Here is a 17,365-nt window from a genome sequence, read left to right on the forward strand (position 1 = left end):
TGCTTTGCTCGAGTCCATGGGTTCTGTTGATTCCACCGGCGCTTCCGGCCCCGCTGATGGTTCCGATGACGGGCAGCCGGCGCTGGCGCGGGACGGTACGGAGTTCGACCTCAATGGTCGCCCGGTGGCGCCACGTCGCTGGAACGCGTTACGCCGCGCGGTGGGTGGGCGTCGTGGCGCTCGTCGCGAGAGGTTGACCACCGCAGACCGTGACGTCGTCGTGGTCGCCGAGTCCGACGACGAAGCGGCGTCGAGTTCGTCCATCCTCGACGATTCGACGCTGCGCACCGAAGATCAGGCCGTCGTGCGGCACGTGCTGGCGCTGCCGGGGCATGCTGTCGATGCCGCAGCGGCCCTTGCTGCCCTTGACGGTTACGAGGTGCTACCCGCCGACGTCGTCGGCGATCGGTTCGATTTTCCTTCCGGGTACGACCGGCTGGTTCTCGCGCGGGTGCAGCTCGTCGATGCGCTGCACGTGTCGCAGGAGCGCTCGCGCATGGCGAGTTTGGCGTCGAGGCACTCCGGCGTTCCCGTCGGATGGCAGATCGTCCAGCGGAAGCGGTGAATCGGACGGGACGATTTGTGCCCGACCGCGAACAGATCGTGTGTGCAGGCCAACTAAGGTGCTTGGGGTGAGCAGCGAGCAGAGCTACACCTGGCCGCAGATTCTCGGGGCCGTCACCGACGGGATCGACCTGACCGCCGAGCAGGCGCGCTGGGCGATGAACGAGGTGATGACCGACAGTGCGACGTCCGCTCAGATCGCGGCGTTCGGCGTCGGCGTGAAGATGAAGGGCGCTGCACCGTCGGAACTCGCGGGGTTGTCGCAGGCGATGCTCGACCACGCAACCCTTGTCGACACCGATCGTGCCGCGATCGACATCGTGGGCACGGGTGGCGACCGCTCGCACACCGTGAACATCTCGACGATGACGTCGATCGTTGTCGCGGCGGCGGGAGTTCCGGTGGTCAAACACGGCAACCGCGCGGCGTCGTCGAAGAGCGGCGGAGCCGACGTGCTCGAGGCCCTCGGCGTGACGATATCCCTCGGTGCCGACGAGGTGGCAGCGTGCATCGACGAGACCGGTATCGGATTCTGTTTCGCGCCTGTGTTCCACCCGGCGTTCCGTTTTACTGCTCCCGCACGTCAGCAGATCGGGATCCCGACAGTCTTCAATGTGCTCGGCCCGCTCACCAATCCTGCGAATCCGCGGGCGGGGCTTATCGGGTGCGCGTTCGGCGACCTCGCGCCCGTTCTTGCGCGTGCGTTCGCCGAGCGGGGCAGTTCGGTGCTCGTGGTTCGCGGTGATGACGGTCTCGACGAACTCACGACGACCACGACATCGTCGGTGTGGCAGGTCGTCGAGGGAACGGTCACCGAACTGAGTCTTGATCCGCGCGATCTCGGGATCGAGTACGTCGATCTCTCGGCGCTGCAGGGCGGAGACGCCTCCGTGAACGCCGCCATCGCGCGAGAGTTGCTGTCGGGCACCACCGGCCCGGTCCGCGACGCTGTGCTGCTGAACGCCGCAGGTGCGATCGTGGCCGCTGAGCAGACAGCCCCGACCGACGCCGCAGGACTCGTCTCGGCATTCGGGACGGCGACCGAGCGAGCCGCGGAGTCTATCGATTCGGGCGCCGCAGCGAGGCTGCTCGACCGGTGGGCGCAGGTCAGCGGAAGGCTCGCCGACGCATAGTTGCTTGCCGACACGGGGCTGTGCCGACGGAGAGGTCACTCCTCTCCGATGGAGAAGCCCCCTTCGACGGCACTCGACGAATAGCTCCGGAACGCGATGTGGGTGGCGCTGTGCCGGACACCGGGGAGCCGGTTGATCTTTCCGGTCACGACCTCGGCGATCTGCTCGTGGTCACGCACACGGATCTTCGCGATCAGGTCGACGTCGCCCGCGCACGAGTACACCTCTTCGACACCGGGGATGTCTGCGACGGCCTGGGCGGTTTCCGGGATCTGGTGGACGTCGGCGTCGATCAGGACTATGGCGGTGATCATGCGGGCAAGCGTAGTCGGCCGGCAGCGCCCGGAGCGCGCGACCGCTGGCGTGACATACGGGTGTCGCGTGCGTCGTGGGCCGTGCGTGACCACTCCAGCCACCGCTGCGCGGATCCCAAGGGTGTTGCGAGCGGTTCGCTTGCGTCGACGATGCGAGTGGCGGGGTCGGAGATCCATCGGGAGAGCAGGCCCGCCTCCTCGGGCGAGGCGCCCCGCAACGGGCCGTCGTCGGGCATGACGGTCTCGGCTGCGGCGACGAGGGTGCCGACCACCGGCATCGGTGCGTGCCCTCGCGGGGCGACACCGGCCGCTGCGAGTCGCCCGTGTCTGATTACTGCGAGCTCCCAGCCACCTGCGCCGTCGGAACGGGCGGCGACCACTTCGGCGATCGCGCACAGGGAACTCAGCCGCTGACACCGTGCGAGGTGATCGATCGCCGCGGACATCCGGTCACGGTGTCGTGCGGCGGTCTCAAACATCTGCGCATTGGCGATGACGTCGAGTCGGGCAGAGAGTCGTTCGAGGATGTCGTCGGACCGTCCGAGAAGGAGATCGACAACCGACGTCACCGTGGGGAGGTAGTCGGGCAGTGTCTGGGGTCGCGCCGACGCCGCGGCACAGCCACCGACGACGGGACCGCCGTCGTCGGGCAGGCGACACCAGTGGTGAGTGGCCGATGCGCCGAGTCGCGTCGTACAGGTTCGTAGCCCTGCCGCGCCAGCGATGAGGTCGGCGATCGCGGTGGCCGCGGTGCGGTTGCCGATCGGCCCGATGGCGACCTCACCGGGCGTGCGCGCGACGCGCAGGCGTGCGAACCGCTCGCTGCTCAGCGTCACCCACCAGCCCCGGTGGGGTTGTGTCGAGCGGCGGTTGTAGGCGGGCGCATGAGCGGCGAGCAACCGGAGTTCGCGGACGCCCGCCTCGAGGGCATGAGCACATTCGACGTAGTCGACGCGCTCGGCGAGCATCACCATCTCACCGATCCGGCGTCGCGGATCGGCTCCGGAGAAGTAGGACCGCACGCGACGACGCAGATCCGATGCCGTCCCCACGTACAGGACCTCATCGCCGGGCCCGCGGAACAAATAGACGCCCGGGCGTGCCGGCACACGGTCGGCGAGGTGCCGCTTGGCGCGCAGTCGGGGATCGGTACGCGGCAGGTACCGCGTGAGTTCGCGATAGCTCTGCACGCCCTGGTTCCCGACCCGCTCGAGGAGATGGTGAAAGACCTCGACGGTGGCGCGAGCGTCGTCGAGGGCGCGGTGCGTCGGGCGGACGGTGACATCGAACAGTTCGGCGAGTGCAGAGAGGCGCACGGTTGGGGCCTCATCGCGTCCGAGGATGCGCCTGGCCATGGTGACCGTGCACAGCGTTGCGGTGAACGGCCAGTGCAGGTGGAGACGGAGGGCGTTCTGCCGCAGGAAAGACATGTCGAATCGGGCGTTGTGGGCGACGAGAATCGATCCACGCGCGAATTCGATGAACGACGGCAGGACCTCATCGATACGCGGGGCGTCGTAGATCATCGCCTCGGTGATGCCGGTGAGAGCGACGATCTGTGGAGGGATCGATCGACCCGGATCGACGAGGGTGGCGAACTCACCGAGCACCTCGCCTCCCCGGATCTTGACTGCGCCGATCTCGGTGATGCGGTCCTCGGTGGCGCTGCCGCCCGTGGTCTCGAGATCGACGACGACGAGCGTGGTGTCGAACAGCGATCGGTCGGAGAACTCGTCCTCGTCTGCGTCATCGAGATCGGAGAACGACAGCTGATCGCCATTGCTTGCCACGCCGCGAACAATAGTTCGAACCACCGACACGGCGTCGTCGGTGCTGGTGGTGCGGGTGTTTTCGTATGTGGCGAGAGCTGTGGACCGCCTCCGAAGCGATGTCGGACCCCCACGCCACCGAGGTGTCGGCCGAGAGGACTTGTCGGTGGGGGTGCCTAGTCTCCCCAACAGAAGGAATCGGTGGTGCGCACCGTCGGCGGGAGGAGGGGAAGCCTCCCGGCGGCCTGCACATCCCGAAGGTTTCGACCCACTGAGACGGAGATCACACCATGGACATCGATTGCAGCACCTGCCCCGGCCGCGACCACGCCTGTGACGGGTGTGTGATGTCAGTGCTGTTCGGGCCGCTGAACAGCCAGAATGCGGCAGAATCGTGGCACCGCGGCCGGTCGGGCTCGCGCAGAGATAACGACGCCGAGATCATCGCGGCCATCGATACATTCACGCGTGCTGCAATGGCGTCCAGTGTCGATGCACGATCTGCAAGAGCGGCTATCGGTGCAGTTCACGGCCACGATTCGGTGTCGAAATCGCCCACCTTGCGTGCTGGCTAGCGGGGTGGGGTCGAACACGCTGTGTGTCGGCTAGTGGACAGACGCGCATCCGGTTTCGTAACCTTTCCGAGACCTTTGCGGAGCGTCCCGCTCCAACAGGAGAGGTTCGCAGGGGTCACCGCTCAATCGCCCGGACAATAGAGTCCTGGCGTACCGGGGAACCACTCATTTTTTCGGAGTTTTCCGAATGGGGGTGAATCGCGCTCTCGATCCGGGTGTCCGCACTCGAATCGCCTGTGCGTAGGGCCATTTCTTCCGGCCCGAATCCGACAGCTAACCCGGTCGGCGGTAGAGGGAGAACAAAGGAGAACACCCTTCGTGGCCAAACATCGTTTGGAACAGCCCGACCGCGGCAAGGTCGCAAAGAAGGCGGTCATCGCCGGGTCGATCACATTCGGCTCGCTAGCCGCTGCTGCTGGTCCCGCTCTGGCCGCGCCGGTCACCGTGCCCAACGTCGGCACGTTCGAACTTCCCGGCGTCGACACCAAGCAGATCCCGGCACAGTTCCAGCAGGAGAAGGCGCCGGTCGTCAAGAAGCAAGATGTCGCGAAGGCGCCCGACGCCACGGTCGAGATCCCGAACGTCGGCAAGTTCACGCTTCCGGGCATCAGCGACAACCAGATCCCGCAGCAACTGCGTCCCAAGGGTGGTGCCCCGTTGCTCGCGCCCACCCAGACCGCGGGTGAAAAGGCTGTGCGCGCCGCCGAGTCCAAGATCGGTGCCCCCTACTCGTACGGTGCTGCGGGTCCGAATGCCTTCGACTGCTCCGGACTCACCAGCTGGGCGTTCCGCCAGGCAGGCCTGACCATTCCGCGTGACAGCTACGGACAGCTCGGCGGGGGTCGCGCAGTCGCCTCGCTGGCAGACGCAAAGCCCGGCGACATCCTGGTGTTCAACGGCGGTGGACACGTCGGTCTGTACATCGGCAACGGACAGTTCATCCACGCATCGACTTACGGCGTTCCCGTGAAGAAGGACGTCGTGAAGAACTGGAGCCTGGTCGGCATCCGCCGCTACTGAGCGGAAAGTTCGAGTTCGTGACATCGGGCGGATCACACGGCCATGTGTGATCCGCCCGACCGTCGGTCGCAGCCGCAATGCTCACGCTAGGGTGAGGCGCGGCCCCTGGTCTCGGTGAGAGACGCGGTTGGCGGCGGTGAGGGGAGTGAGCACAGCAGTGGTATCGGGATCGCGGGCAATGACGCATCGATCGCGAGGGGCGTTTGTCGTCGTGATGACAGCGCTGATCGTCGCCCTCGCACAGGTGCTCTCGATGTCGATCGCAGGCCCGTCGAGTGCCGAGCCGGCACGCACACCGGACCAGCTCCTCACCGAGTACAAGAAGCTGAGCACCGACGCCGAGAAGTCGTCGGAGGCGATGCACAACGCGCAGATCGAGTACGACAAGCAGCGCGGTATCGTCGCTGCGGCGCGTAAGGACTCCGCTGAGGCCCAGAAGGGGCTCGAGACCTCGCGCAAGACTCTCGGCGCCTATCAGAAGCGCGTCGACACGATCGTGCGCGCCAGCTACAAGGGCGCTCGGGTCAACCGCCTCTACGCCGTACTCGTCAGCGACTCACCTCAGTCGCTGCTCGACCAGATGTCTGGTCTCGAGGTGATCTCCCGCCAGGCGTCTGCAGATCTCAAGGGACTCAAGAAAGCTCGCGCTCAGATGGCAGCGGCGAAGGCCAGGGCCGACCGCACCGCAGCCGAGGCCACGACGGCCGTCTCGGCCGCCGAGCGGGTGCGCGGTGATCTCCAGGCGAAGCAGGCCAATCTGCAACTGCAGGCAGTGCAGGTGCGCGCCGTGTACGAGTCGATGACCGGTAAGCAGCTCAACGCGCTTCGTGGTCCCAAGTTCGACTTCGATCCCCGTATCGTGCCCAAGGGGACCTCAACAGCTCTGGTGGCCGTGCAGGCCGCGCTGACCCGTATCGGAGATCCCTATGTCTGGGGTGCCACCGGGCCGGACTCCTTCGACTGTTCCGGACTGATGGTGTGGGCCTACAAGCAGGCGGGCAAGACTCTTCCGCGGTCGAGTGAGGCCCAGATGGGCTCCGGTACCTCGGTGGACCGCGGCGATCTGCAGCCGGGCGACCTGATCATCTATTACCCGGATGCGCACCACGTCGGAATGTATGTCGGCGATGGGTACGTCATTCACGCGTCGACCTTCGGCGTCCCCGTCAAGGTGGTGCCGATCGACCAGGCCGGGCCGTACGCGGCCGCGCGTCGATACGCCTGATGCGCGGACAGCGTGCGCGCTGAGAGCTCGGCTGCGCGCGTCGCGTGCATGATCCTCGCCGCCGCGATACTCGCAGCGGGTGTGTCGGCCTGTTCGTCCGATGAGCAACCGCAGCAGGGATCGTCGACGTCGGTCACGACAACGACCACCAACCCGAACGTCTACCTCCAGCAGCGTTCGCAGGGCGTTGCACGACTCCTCGACAGTCTCACCCGGGCATTGACAGACGAGGGCCCCGGTCGACTCGATGCGCTTCTCGACGCCGTGGCGACCCGCCCGTTCCGGGATTCGCTGGCGACGGCGGCACGGAATCTCTCCGGTGACAGCGACTCCACGAGCACATCGTCCTCGCCGTCCGCGGCGGCAGCGAATTCCCCGGCCGCGAACTCCCCGGCCTCGAACTCGAGGGGGCCGGCCTCGACCACACCGACGTCGACGGCGCCGAAGGCCGGAGCGCGGGGAACCACGCTGAAGTTCAAGGAGTTCGCATATGAGCTCGCCTCGACGCAGGGCGCCGAGATCCAGGTACCCCCGGAGGTGCAGAGCCGACTTCAGGCGCAGGGCAGCACCGACTCCTGGGTCGCGCCGGTACGACTCCGTTATGCACTCGGCGGAGCCGCTGCGCCCGGCGTCGACGAGCCTACCGTCGCGATCGATCAGGAATTGGTGGTCGCCCGGTACGGAGACGACTGGAAGCTCGTCGGCGACGCAACGCTTCTCGGCGACGACGCACCAGCGGAGCAGCTCTGGGATCTGCCGGGGCTCGAGGCCACCGATGTGCTCACCGGCGGCGGGCCGTCGACGATCGTGTCGTATCCGGGAACCGATGCGACCGTCGACCGGACGCGTGGCTCGCTGCGCGAGGCGGTCTCGGCGGTCACCGCCTTCTGGGGTTCGGAGTGGCCGCGGCGAGCTGTCGTCGTGGCGACGGCGACGCCGGAACAATTCACTGCGATCGCACACAGTTCGGCAACCGACACGTCCGCGGCGGCTGCGGCCACCGTGTTCGACCGTGTCGATGGCAAGAGCGTGATCGGTCAGCGCGTCGTTCTCGCCCCGTCGGCCGCAGGTCTGCCCACGCCGGCACTCGATGTGGTGCTGCGGCACGAACTAACCCATGCGGCCGCGAGAGCCGTGACAGCGAAGGACGCCCCGCTGTGGATCACCGAGGGCGTCGCGGAGTACGTCGGGCGCAAGGGGACGTATGTGCGTCTCGACGATGCCGCACCCGACCTCGCCGCGCAGGTGCGGGCAGGCCGCAGCCCGAGCGCGCTCCCGACGGATCAGGATTTCGCCGTGGCGTCCGAGGAGTCGACCCTCGCATACCAGAGTGCGTGGGCGCTCGCGGCCTACGTCGCCGACCGCTACGGTGAGGTACGTCTGAAGGCCCTCTATCGCGGCGTCGCGGCGTCGGGGGACGTGGCCAGGCAAGACAGCGCGATCGTGACCGCGCTCGGTGTCGATCGCAACCGTCTGATCGCCGACTGGCGCCGATGGCTTGCAGAACAGGTTCCGGGATAAGGAGTGCGGTGCGTCGAACTCTGTTGGTGACCAACGACTTTCCGCCGCGAGCCGGCGGAATCCAATCGTATCTGCAGAATCTCGTCGACAGGTTGCCGCCGGAGGACGTCGTCGTCTACGCGCCTCGGTGGAAGGGGTACGCCGACTTCGATGCGCGACAACCGTATCGCGTCTATCGACACCGGACGACACTCATGCTGCCGACGCCGTTGGTCGCGCGTCGCGCCGCCGACATCATCCGTCGTGAGGGTATCGACACCGTGTGGTTCGGAGCTGCGGCGCCTCTGGCGGTGATGGCACCGGCGATGCGCAGAGCAGGTGCGCAGCGGGTGATCGCCAGCACGCACGGGCACGAGGTGGGGTGGTCGATGCTGCCAGTTGCCCGACAAGTGTTGCGTCACATCGGAAACCACACAGACGCCATCACCTACGTCAGCAAGTACACGCGGAGTCGATTCGCCTCGGCATTCGGTCGCGGCGCATCCTTGGAGTACCTGCCGCCCGGGGTCGACACGGAGCGATTCGCACCTGATCCCGTTGCCCGTCAGCGGTTACGTGTGCGGCTCGGCCTCGGTGACGCGCCGACGATCCTGTGCCTGTCGAGGTTGGTTCCGCGCAAGGGGCAGGACATGCTCATCCGGGCGCTGCCGCTGATCCGCAGGGAGATACCCGACGTCGTACTGGTCGTCGTCGGCGGTGGGCCCTACGCGGACACGCTGCATCGCCTTGCCCGGGATGAGGGTGTGGACGACAAGGTGTTCTTCACCGGTTCTGTTCCCGCAGAAGAGCTTCCGGCCTACCACAACGTCGCCGACGTCTTCGCCATGCCTGCCCGCACCCGTGGCGGCGGACTCGACGTGGAAGGATTCGGAATCGTCTACCTCGAGGCCTCGGCGACAGGTGTACCCGTCATCGCAGGACGCTCCGGCGGCGCTCCCGAGACCGTGATCGAGGGCGAGACCGGCACCGTGGTCGACGGCCGCGACGTCCCGGCGATCGCATTGGCGGCGTTGGCGATGCTGACGGACCGGTCGGCCGCTGCCGCGATGGGCGCGACCGGACGCGTTGTCGCCGAGGAGAGGTGGCAGTGGCGCCACATGGCAGCGCGCCTGCAGCAACTGCTGTAGGCGCGCTGCGAGAGGGGCTACTTCTTATACAGTGCGTCGATGTCGTCGGAGAACTTGTCGACCACCACGTTGCGCTTGACCTTCAGGGTCGGGGTCATCTCGCCGGTCTCCTCGGAGAAGTCGGACGGAAGGATGCGGAACTTCTTGATCGCCTCGGCGTGAGACACCGTCTTGTTCGCCTCGTCGACGGCCGCCTGGACCTCGGCGCGCAGGTCGGGATCGTTGGCGAGTGCGGCGACGTCGGCGTCCGACGGCTTGCCCAGGCGCTCCTTCCAGCCGGGGAACGCCTCGGGGTCGATCGTGATGAGTGCCGAGATGAACGGCTTCTGATCGCCGACGACGACGGCCTGTGAGACCAACGCAGCCGAGCGCAGAACATCCTCCAGGCCCGACGGCGAGACGTTTTTGCCGCCCGCGGTCACGATGAGTTCCTTCTTGCGGCCGGTGATCGAGATGAAGCCGTCGGAATCGATGTTGCCGAGGTCGCCGGTGTGGAACCAGCCGTCTTCCAGCGCCTGCTGTGTGGCATCGGGATTATTCCAGTAGCCGTGGAACACCACGCCGCCGGTGACCATCACCTCGCCGTCCTCTGCGATGCGAACGGTGTTGCCCGCCACTGGCTTTCCGACAGTACCGATCTTGGATTCGCCAGGCGTGTTGACACTGAATGCCGCAGTTGTCTCCGTCAGGCCGTAACCCTCGTAGACCGGGATTCCGATGCCGTTGAAGAAGTGACCGAGCATCGCCCCGAGTGGCGCGCCGCCGGAGATCGCCAGCTCGCACCGCCCGCCGAGTGCAGCGCGCAACTTGCTGTAGACGAGGCGGTCGAACACGGCGTGCTTGACCTTGAGGAGCAGTGGCACGCTGCCTTCCTCGGACTTCTTCGAGTACTCGATGGCGGTGGCGCTCGCGGCGTCGAAGATCTTGCCCTTGCCGCCGTCGGCGGCCGACTGTCGAGCGGAGTTGAACACCTTCTCGAAGACACGCGGAACCGAGAGGATCAGCGACGGTTTGAACTGCCCGAAGGTGGTGACGATGTTCTTGGTGTCTCCGGTGAACCCCACCTCGACACCCGCCTCGATCGCCACCAGGGTGATCGCGTGTGCGAGCACGTGCGCCAGCGGTAGGAACATGAGCAGTCGCTTGCCGGGGCCGAGCAGGGTGCTCAGGTTGCCCTGCAGCACACCGCGTACCTCGGAGAGCATATTGGCGTGCGTCAGTTCGCATCCCTTGGGACGACCGGTGGTGCCCGAGGTGTAGATCAGGGTCGACGGGTCGTTCGACGTGAGTGCCGCGCGCCGCTTGGCGACCTCCTCGTCGGAGACGTCGCGGCCGGCTTCGGTGAGCCGTTCCACTGCACCGGGACCTTTGTCCGTGTCGATCTGGAACAGCGTCACCGGGGTGGGTAGATCGCCGACGGCCTCGAACTCGCCGCGATGTCCGTCGTCCTCGACGATGATCACGGTTGCCCCGGAATCGCGCATGATCCAGTCGATCTGGCCCGACGACGACGAGTCGTAGATCGGAACGGTGGTCGCTCCGGCACACCAGATGGCGAAGTCGAACAGAATCCACTCGAGGCGGGTGCGGGACAGCAGTGCGACACGGTCACCGGGCGCCACCCCGGAGGCGATCAGGCCCTTGGCGATGGCGGTGATCTGCGCGACGGCGTCGTCGGCTCGTACGGGCACCCACTCACCGCGCACCTCGCGGCGGAAGGTCGTCACCGCAGGAGTGCGCTCGGCGAGGTCGAAGAGGATGTCAGTACAGTTCTCGTTCTCCTTGATCGTGAAATCGGCGGGGACGCTGTACTCGTTCAGGACGGCACTCATTCGTTATCGACGACCTTTCGCCATCGTTGGCAACAGACACTCGGTGCCAATCGTATCTCCGGGCCGCTCACCGCCCGCAACCGCGCCGGAGTTCGACGACGTGTGAGGTCTGGTGTCCCTCCGCATCGGGAGTATGTGAAGCTAAGAGGCGTGACGAGCATTCAGGTGGCGGATGAGACATTCGTCGCTGCGGCGCCCGAGTTGGTGGCTGCCGTGGTGGGTGATCGCGGACGATGGCGATCCTGGTGGCCCGACCTGCGCACCGAGGTCGTCGAGGACCGTGGTGCCGCGGGCGTGCGCTGGCGTGTCGACGGACCCGTGCGGGGGACGATGGAGTTCTGGTGCGAACCGGTGCTCGACGGATTCGTACTGCACTACTTCCTGCACGCCGAACCCGCGGGCGAGAGCGCCGATATCGACGCGGTCGCCCTCAACCATCGGTACCGGGTGACCGGCAAGAGAGTGTCTTTCGAGATCAAGGATTTCCTCGAATCCGGCCGTGCCCCAGGCGATCCCGCGTTCAGTGAAAGTGTGGCGAGCTGATGGCCGACCACACAGAGCGTTCGATCGTCATCAACGCAGACGCCGGCGAGGTCATGGCGGTCATCTCCGACTTCGAGCACTACCCGGAGTGGGTCACCGCAGCGCGCGAGGTCGAGGTCACCGAACGTGACCAGGCAGGCAGGGCGCTGCAGGTGCGGTTCGTCCTCGACGCCGGCGTGCTGCAGGACACCTACGTACTGCGCTATACGTGGGGTGCAGGCGGCGACGAGGTGTCCTGGGTGCTGGTATCGAGCGACCTGCAGAAGGACCAGCGCGGACGGTACGTGCTCACCCGACAGGTCCCCGGCTCGACCAAGGTGACCTACGAACTGATGGTCGACCTGCAGGTTCCGATGATCGGTCAGCTCAAACGCCGCGCGGAGAAGGCGATCACCGACGCCGCCCTCAACGATCTCAAGAAGAGGGTCGAAGGCTGATCGACCTGACGCCCATCCACATCGTCTTCGGTCCCGGAGGATCGGGGGTGACCGCGGTCGCTGCCGCGGGCGCGGTGAGCCGCCCCCGCTCGCGCAGACCCGAGGTGCCCTCGCCGCTGACGGCTGATCGGCACACCCTGCTGGTCACGATCGACCGGCTCTCGCCGGTTCCCGACATCCTCGGAGTATTCCGATCGCCCAACGAAGTCGTCGCGGTCTCTGCGCACCTCCATCTCCTCTGTCTCGAGCGACTGACGTCGGCGACGACGTCCTGGGCGTTGTTCGCCGAACTGCTCGCCGACACAGCGCGGCGCTCCAAGATCGCACTGCCCTTCGTCGACACTCTCGCGGGCATCGATCAGGCCGAGGTGACGTCGCTTCCCGGTATCGAGGACGCGCTGCTACTACGCCGCATCCGCGATGAGGCGGTCAGCGGTCAGTGGCAGCGCATCGTCGTCGACCTTTCCGGGGCCGGTGATCCGTACGCAATACTCGACGCCCCCTCGATGCTCAGGCACACCCTCGATCGTCTGTGGCCGCGGCATCGCAGGCTCGCCGCCGCCGCCGACCGGCCGGCGGTCGCCCAACTGACCACCGCGATCGACGCAATCGATCGCGACTGTGCCGATGTCGCCGACCTGTTGAGCGACGCGTCTATCACGGCTGCACATCTCGTACTCGGGAGCGGTCATCGCGGGGCGCGCCTGCTTTCCCACCACCTCGCTGCGATCGATTTGCTCGGATTGCCGTTGCGCTCGATCAATCTCGATGACGCCCTTGCCGAATCGGGCCGTCGAGAACTGCGGGCCGAGGAGATCGACGTCGCGCCGGGGGTCGACGTCCGTTGCGTCACTGCGCTCGACGTGCCGCTCGACCGGCCTGCGCGGCTGAGGAAACTGGGGGTGACGCTGCCCGCACCATCGGGCCGCGCACACGGCTCGTCGGCGCTCACCGTGGTCGGAGATGCTGCAGACGGAGTCGAGGCCACGTACGAGTTGGCTTGGCCGCAAACACTTCCCGACCCCGAACGGTTCATGCTCGGACGCTCGGGTGATGACCTGCTGGTCACCGTCGAGGGCATGCGTCACTGCCTGCCACTGCCGTCGGTGTTGCGTCGGTGCGTCGTCGACGATGCCGATTGGGACGGCGAGCGGGTGCGTATCCGGTTCAGTCCCGACCCGGCGGTATGGCCTCGACGGTGATGTTGCGGGTACCGTTTCCGTGCACACGTCCCCGGTCCGGTATCGGGGCTCGCGACAAGCAAAGGACCAGCCGCCCGAGATGAGCAGCGACGACCGTGGCACTCCGTCGGGGGGACGGGAGGCGCCGGGAGACCGCGACGACGCGTTCACCGGCGACCCCGTTGGTGACCCGATCCGCGAGTTCGTACTGGGCATCGCCACGCAGATCGACCACCTCGCCGCGATCATCGGCGGTACGGGCCAGTCGTCGGCGTCGACGGGCTCGGGTGCGCGGCACCAGGGCTTCGGTGACGTCGCGGGCGAGATCAGCTCACTCGTCGCCGAGATCGGCGACCTCATCTCGAGACTGGTCGCCGCGCTCATCGCGGTGCTGGAGGCGGTTGCGAACGCACTGCGCACCGCCCCTGCGGCGCAGGCCCGCCCGACCGCGCAGTACCAGCCCATCACGGTTCGGATCGGCACGTCGACGCCGCGCGGGGGGTCGCAGCCCCACACCGGCCAGGCCGCGAGGCGCAGCCGCGCCGAGGGGACCAGCGCAGGCGGGACCGGCGCAGACGAGGCCGGCCCAGACCCGAACAGCCCAGACCCGAACAGCCCAGCGCCGAACAGCGCGGACTCCGACGGTGCCGGCCCGCAGACTCCCGCCGGGCCTCAGACTCCCGCCGGGCAGAGTCCCTCGTCGCTGCCCTACGACCCGGTGCGGGGCGCCGTGCGCCGCGGCCACCTCGAGTCAGAGAACGAGAAGTGATGGGCGAGTTGACGATCGGCATCGACATCGGAGGCACGAGTGTTCGTGCCTCCGTCGTCGACGATCGCGGACGGATGCTCGACACGCTTAGGGCCGCGACCCCCGGCACGGCACTCGCGCTCGAGCACTGCCTCGATCGCCTTGTCGGTGAACTCACGTCGCGGTGGGCGGCGCGCGCGGTCGGACTTGCGGTGGCAGGTTTTCTGACCCCCGATCGCCAGGTGGTCCGGTTCGCGCCGCACCTGCCGTGGCGTGAGGCGCGCGTCGCGCAGGAGATGAGTGCGCGCATCGGACTGCCCGTGGTCACCGAGCACGATGCCAACGCAGCGGCTGTCGCCGAGTTCCGGTTCGGCGCTGCCGCACGCGGCCACAACTCGCTGGTCCTCGCCATCGGGACGGGCATCGGCGCCGGGCTGCTGATCGAAGGCGAGATCTATCGCGGAAGCTTCGGTGTGGCTCCGGAGCTCGGCCATCTCACGGTCGTGCCCGACGGCAGGCCGTGTTCGTGTGGCAAGCGCGGTTGCTGGGAGAGGTATTGCAGCGGAACCGCGTTGGTCGACACGGTCGTCGAATTGCTCGCCGACGGAGACTGGGGGAGAAGTCAGCTCGCCGCCGACGTCGCGGCCGATCCGGGGTCGCTGACGGGGCGTCGGGTCGCCGGCGCGGCAGCCGACGGTGATGCGGTGGCCATCGCAGCGTTCGCCGCGTTCGCGGCCTCGCTGGGCCAGGGACTCGCGATGATCGCCGACATCTTCGACCCCGATCTGATCGTCCTCGCGGGTGGCGTTGGCGCGGCGTCGGGGCTGTTCCTCGACGAGGCGCGCGAGCACTACGCACGGTTGATCACGGGCTCCGGGCACCGGCAACTCGCCCGCATCCGGGGTACGCAACTCGGCGAGAGTGCGGGTGTGATCGGTGCGGCGGAAGTGGCGCGCGCGGCGCTGCACGCAGACGATGCCGCGCTCGGTGACCCGGGATGGTCACCAGCGCGCTGAGGGGTGTCGGGGGCTGAGACACGTCCCGGTACCGGCAGCTTTCACCCGCCCGTCCATCCTGTGCGTGCGGGGTCCGAACGGTCACGTGTGGCAAGCCCTATGACGCACACACGTCGTGGCGCTTGAGTAGAGTCATCTCACGACGTCCGACGATGCGCCGCGTGACTCACATCCGATCGAGTCCGAATGGCGACACGTCCGGCGACGACTTCACGAGTGGCGACTTGGCGAATGATGGAGTGAGTCTCAATGTGGTACTACCTGTTCAAGTTCGTTCTCCTCGGACCGCTGCTCCGGCTGCTCGGCCGTCCGGAGATCGAAGGTCTCGAGAACATCCCTGAACGCGGACCGGCAATCCTCGCCAGTAACCACCTGGCAGTGATGGACAGCTTCTTCCTGCCGTTGATGGTGCCGCGTCGGATCTACTTCCTCGCCAAGGCCGAATACTTCACCGGGACCGGGCTCAAAGGCCGTTTCCAGGCATGGTTCTACACCGCTGTGGGGCAGATCCCGATCGACCGGTCCGGAGCCGAGGCCGCAGCGGGTGCGCTCGAGGCGGCGCGTCGTCAACTCGAGGCGGGCGAACTCATGGGCATGTACCCGGAGGGCACCCGATCACCTGACGGCAATCTCTACAAGGGGAAGACGGGACTGGCCAGGGTTGCACTTGACACGGGGGTCCCGGTGATCCCCGTCGCGATGATCGGCACCAACACGTTCAATCCACCCGGGACGGTGCTGCCGCGACCGACCAGGGTGAAGGTGAAGATCGGCAAACCCTTGAACTTCGCCCGCTATGAGGGCATGCAGGGCAACCGTTTCATCGAGCGCGCGGTGACCGACGAGATCATGTACGAACTGATGCAGCTCTCCGGTCAGCAGTATGTCGACATCTACGCCGCCTCGCTCAAAGACCCCAAGCCCGACCAGCAGGCGACGCCGCAGTCGGGTCAGGCATCGGCCGCCTGAATCACCACCGGCGTCCGGCGCGACTACCGCTCAGGCAGATCGGATCTCGGCGAGCGGCTGATCCACCGCCCGTGCGGCGGTGCGCGCCGGCGAGAACGGCAGTAGCCAGATGACGACCAACGCAACGATTCCCCACAGCGAGAACGCGTTTCCGACGATGTGGTCGAACACGGTCCAGTGTCTGGCGACCATCGGGAGGAATTGGTAGGGGCCGACAGCGAAGATCAGCACGCCGCTGATCGCAAGGGCGCTGTAGGCGACGAACGTGCGGCGCGAGTCGGTGCGCGCTGCCACCACGAGGCACGTCAGGATCAGCGGGATCGACCACACCCAGTGGTGGGCCCAGGACGTCGGCGAGACGAGCAGACCCCAGACCGCGACGACGCAGGTGGCAAGGAGTGCGTTCACGCGACCGTTGCGCCCCGCCCCGGGGGCGAACGCGGCGGCGGGTCTGCACGCGAAGAGCGCAAGGCCTGCCAACACGGTGGCCGCGAGCGAACTGAGCACCCAGGCGAGTTGTGCTGCGCTCGCATCCGGCAGGAGGCGAATCCACATGGCGTTGAGGTTCTGATTGATACGGCCCGACGGATCGCCGATGCGCGTGGTGTGGAACAGGGTGTGCGTCCAGTACCCCCAGGAGTCCGAGGGCATCCAGATCCATGCCAGCGCGCCCGCGGCGACAAACGTCGCGGCAGCGGTGGCGACCGAACGCCAGCGTCGTGCAGAGGCGTAGAGCACGATGAACACCAGGGGGGTCAGCTTGATCGCCGAGGCGAGACCGGTCAGGACGCCCTGTAACGGTCCCAGCGCGCGACGGCGACCACTGCCGACGAGAAAGACGTCGACGATGATCATCGCCATGAGGATCACGTTGATCTGACCGAAGCCGAGCGTCATCCACATCGGATTGAGCCAGAGCGCGGCGGTGGAGACCACCAGGGCCAGCCACCAGCGGTTGCCGATGCGGCCGACGGACAACACGGTCAGCACGATGTGCACCACGACGACCAGCAAACCGATGGTGATGAGCGACATCAGGACGCCCGCGACGGTCAGCGTCATCGCACCGAGCGGCACGAAGGCCATCGCGGCGAACGGCGGGTAGGTGAACGGGAGCCAGATGCCGTCGCTGGTGAACGGCATCGAGCCGTCGGCGTACAGGCTCTGCCCCTGCTGCCAGATCTGGGCGCCGAGCCGGTACACGTCGAGATCGATACGCGTCCGTGTGCCGAAGCTGCTGGTGAACGGCACGCCGATCATCTGGAGCAGCGACGACGCCGCGAACACGGCGACGATGAGCGCGCGCATCCACCGGGTCGGAACCCACCGACGGAGCCGGGCGTCCGCGGCGCTGCAGAATGTGGGCATCGATGGCCTTTGTGTCGGTCCCG

General features: G+C 67.0%; 16 protein-coding genes and 1 riboswitch. Of the genes, 12 read left to right on the forward strand and 4 right to left on the reverse strand.

The features are described from left to right. Nucleotides 1-16: 16 nt before the first annotated feature. Both GOACH_RS14855 and trpD read left to right on the forward strand, forming a co-directional pair. The gene (locus GOACH_RS14855) at nucleotides 17-565 is read left to right on the forward strand and encodes a hypothetical protein (RefSeq protein ID WP_245551910.1); all 549 of its coding nucleotides are present in this window, start codon (nucleotides 17-19) and stop codon (nucleotides 563-565) included. Between the two features lie 67 nt (nucleotides 566-632). Continuing rightward, a complete protein-coding gene (gene trpD / locus GOACH_RS14860; protein WP_005176214.1) occupies nucleotides 633-1,697 on the forward strand; it encodes an anthranilate phosphoribosyltransferase in 1,065 nt (354 codons plus the stop codon). Between the two features lie 35 nt (nucleotides 1,698-1,732). Here the strand turns inward: trpD and GOACH_RS14865 are convergent, their stop codons facing one another. Both GOACH_RS14865 and GOACH_RS14870 read right to left on the reverse strand, forming a co-directional pair. Next, nucleotides 1,733-2,011, reverse strand: coding sequence for an Lrp/AsnC family transcriptional regulator (locus GOACH_RS14865; protein WP_005176218.1), 279 nt, complete (start codon nucleotides 2,009-2,011; stop codon nucleotides 1,733-1,735). Then, nucleotides 2,008-3,801 carry a DEDD exonuclease domain-containing protein gene (locus GOACH_RS14870; protein WP_005176220.1) on the reverse strand — a complete coding sequence of 598 codons (1,794 nt, stop codon included), beginning with the start codon at nucleotides 3,799-3,801 and terminating at the stop codon, nucleotides 2,008-2,010. Before GOACH_RS14870 ends, GOACH_RS14865 begins: the two co-directional genes overlap by 4 nt. A gap of 671 nt (nucleotides 3,802-4,472) precedes the next feature. Further along, nucleotides 4,473-4,658: riboswitch (cyclic di-AMP (ydaO/yuaA leader) on the forward strand. Nucleotides 4,659-4,673: 15 nt separating this feature from the next. Between GOACH_RS14870 and GOACH_RS14880 the strand changes: the two genes are divergently transcribed. The 4 genes from GOACH_RS14880 to GOACH_RS14895 all read left to right on the forward strand — a co-directional run bounded on the left by GOACH_RS14880 (nucleotide 4,674) and on the right by GOACH_RS14895 (nucleotide 9,248). Then, a complete protein-coding gene (locus GOACH_RS14880; protein WP_005176238.1) occupies nucleotides 4,674-5,375 on the forward strand; it encodes a C40 family peptidase in 702 nt (233 codons plus the stop codon). 178 nt (nucleotides 5,376-5,553) lie between these two features. Continuing rightward, the gene (locus GOACH_RS14885; RefSeq protein ID WP_040518824.1) at nucleotides 5,554-6,600 is read left to right on the forward strand and encodes a C40 family peptidase; all 1,047 of its coding nucleotides are present in this window, start codon (nucleotides 5,554-5,556) and stop codon (nucleotides 6,598-6,600) included. 12 nt (nucleotides 6,601-6,612) lie between these two features. Next, nucleotides 6,613-8,121 carry a peptidase MA family metallohydrolase gene (locus GOACH_RS14890; RefSeq protein ID WP_005176244.1) on the forward strand — a complete coding sequence of 503 codons (1,509 nt, stop codon included), beginning with the start codon at nucleotides 6,613-6,615 and terminating at the stop codon, nucleotides 8,119-8,121. A gap of 8 nt (nucleotides 8,122-8,129) precedes the next feature. After that, on the forward strand, nucleotides 8,130-9,248 hold the full coding sequence (locus tag GOACH_RS14895; RefSeq protein ID WP_005176245.1) for a glycosyltransferase family 4 protein: 1,119 nt from the start codon (nucleotides 8,130-8,132) through the stop codon (nucleotides 9,246-9,248). 17 nt (nucleotides 9,249-9,265) lie between these two features. Here GOACH_RS14895 and GOACH_RS14900 read toward each other — a convergent pair whose 3' ends face one another. Next, the gene (locus GOACH_RS14900) at nucleotides 9,266-11,080 is read right to left on the reverse strand and encodes an AMP-dependent synthetase/ligase (protein WP_005176247.1); all 1,815 of its coding nucleotides are present in this window, start codon (nucleotides 11,078-11,080) and stop codon (nucleotides 9,266-9,268) included. Nucleotides 11,081-11,215: 135 nt separating this feature from the next. Here GOACH_RS14900 and GOACH_RS14905 point away from each other — a divergent pair, with 135 nt between their 5' ends. The 6 genes from GOACH_RS14905 to GOACH_RS14930 all read left to right on the forward strand — a co-directional run bounded on the left by GOACH_RS14905 (nucleotide 11,216) and on the right by GOACH_RS14930 (nucleotide 15,974). Then, nucleotides 11,216-11,623: a hypothetical protein gene (locus GOACH_RS14905; protein WP_174320835.1), complete on the forward strand. Its 408-nt coding sequence runs from the start codon at nucleotides 11,216-11,218 to the stop codon at nucleotides 11,621-11,623. Further along, on the forward strand, nucleotides 11,623-12,060 hold the full coding sequence (locus tag GOACH_RS14910) for an SRPBCC family protein (protein ID WP_005176250.1): 438 nt from the start codon (nucleotides 11,623-11,625) through the stop codon (nucleotides 12,058-12,060). Before GOACH_RS14905 ends, GOACH_RS14910 begins: the two co-directional genes overlap by 1 nt. Nucleotides 12,061-12,080: 20 nt before the next feature. Beyond that, nucleotides 12,081-13,262 carry an ArsA-related P-loop ATPase gene (locus tag GOACH_RS14915; RefSeq protein WP_040518866.1) on the forward strand — a complete coding sequence of 394 codons (1,182 nt, stop codon included), beginning with the start codon at nucleotides 12,081-12,083 and terminating at the stop codon, nucleotides 13,260-13,262. A 79-nt stretch (nucleotides 13,263-13,341) separates the two neighbouring features. Next, nucleotides 13,342-14,010 carry a hypothetical protein gene (locus GOACH_RS24300; protein ID WP_005176253.1) on the forward strand — a complete coding sequence of 223 codons (669 nt, stop codon included), beginning with the start codon at nucleotides 13,342-13,344 and terminating at the stop codon, nucleotides 14,008-14,010. Further along, a complete protein-coding gene (locus GOACH_RS14925; RefSeq protein ID WP_005176257.1) occupies nucleotides 14,010-15,005 on the forward strand; it encodes an ROK family protein in 996 nt (331 codons plus the stop codon). The genes GOACH_RS24300 and GOACH_RS14925 overlap by 1 nt, the downstream gene beginning before the upstream one ends. Before the next feature lie 249 nt (nucleotides 15,006-15,254). Further along, nucleotides 15,255-15,974 (forward strand): lysophospholipid acyltransferase family protein, encoded by a 720-nt coding sequence (locus GOACH_RS14930; RefSeq protein ID WP_005176260.1) that lies wholly within the window; start codon nucleotides 15,255-15,257, stop codon nucleotides 15,972-15,974. Between the two features lie 30 nt (nucleotides 15,975-16,004). On the opposite strand, the gene GOACH_RS14935 is transcribed toward GOACH_RS14930, so the two are convergent. Next, nucleotides 16,005-17,342, reverse strand: a complete 1,338-nt coding sequence (locus tag GOACH_RS14935; RefSeq protein ID WP_040518826.1) for a glycosyltransferase 87 family protein — start codon at nucleotides 17,340-17,342, stop codon at nucleotides 16,005-16,007. Nucleotides 17,343-17,365: the final 23 nt, after the last annotated feature.

Source organism: Gordonia aichiensis NBRC 108223 (assembly GCF_000332975.1).
Taxonomy (GTDB): domain Bacteria; phylum Actinomycetota; class Actinomycetes; order Mycobacteriales; family Mycobacteriaceae; genus Gordonia; species Gordonia aichiensis.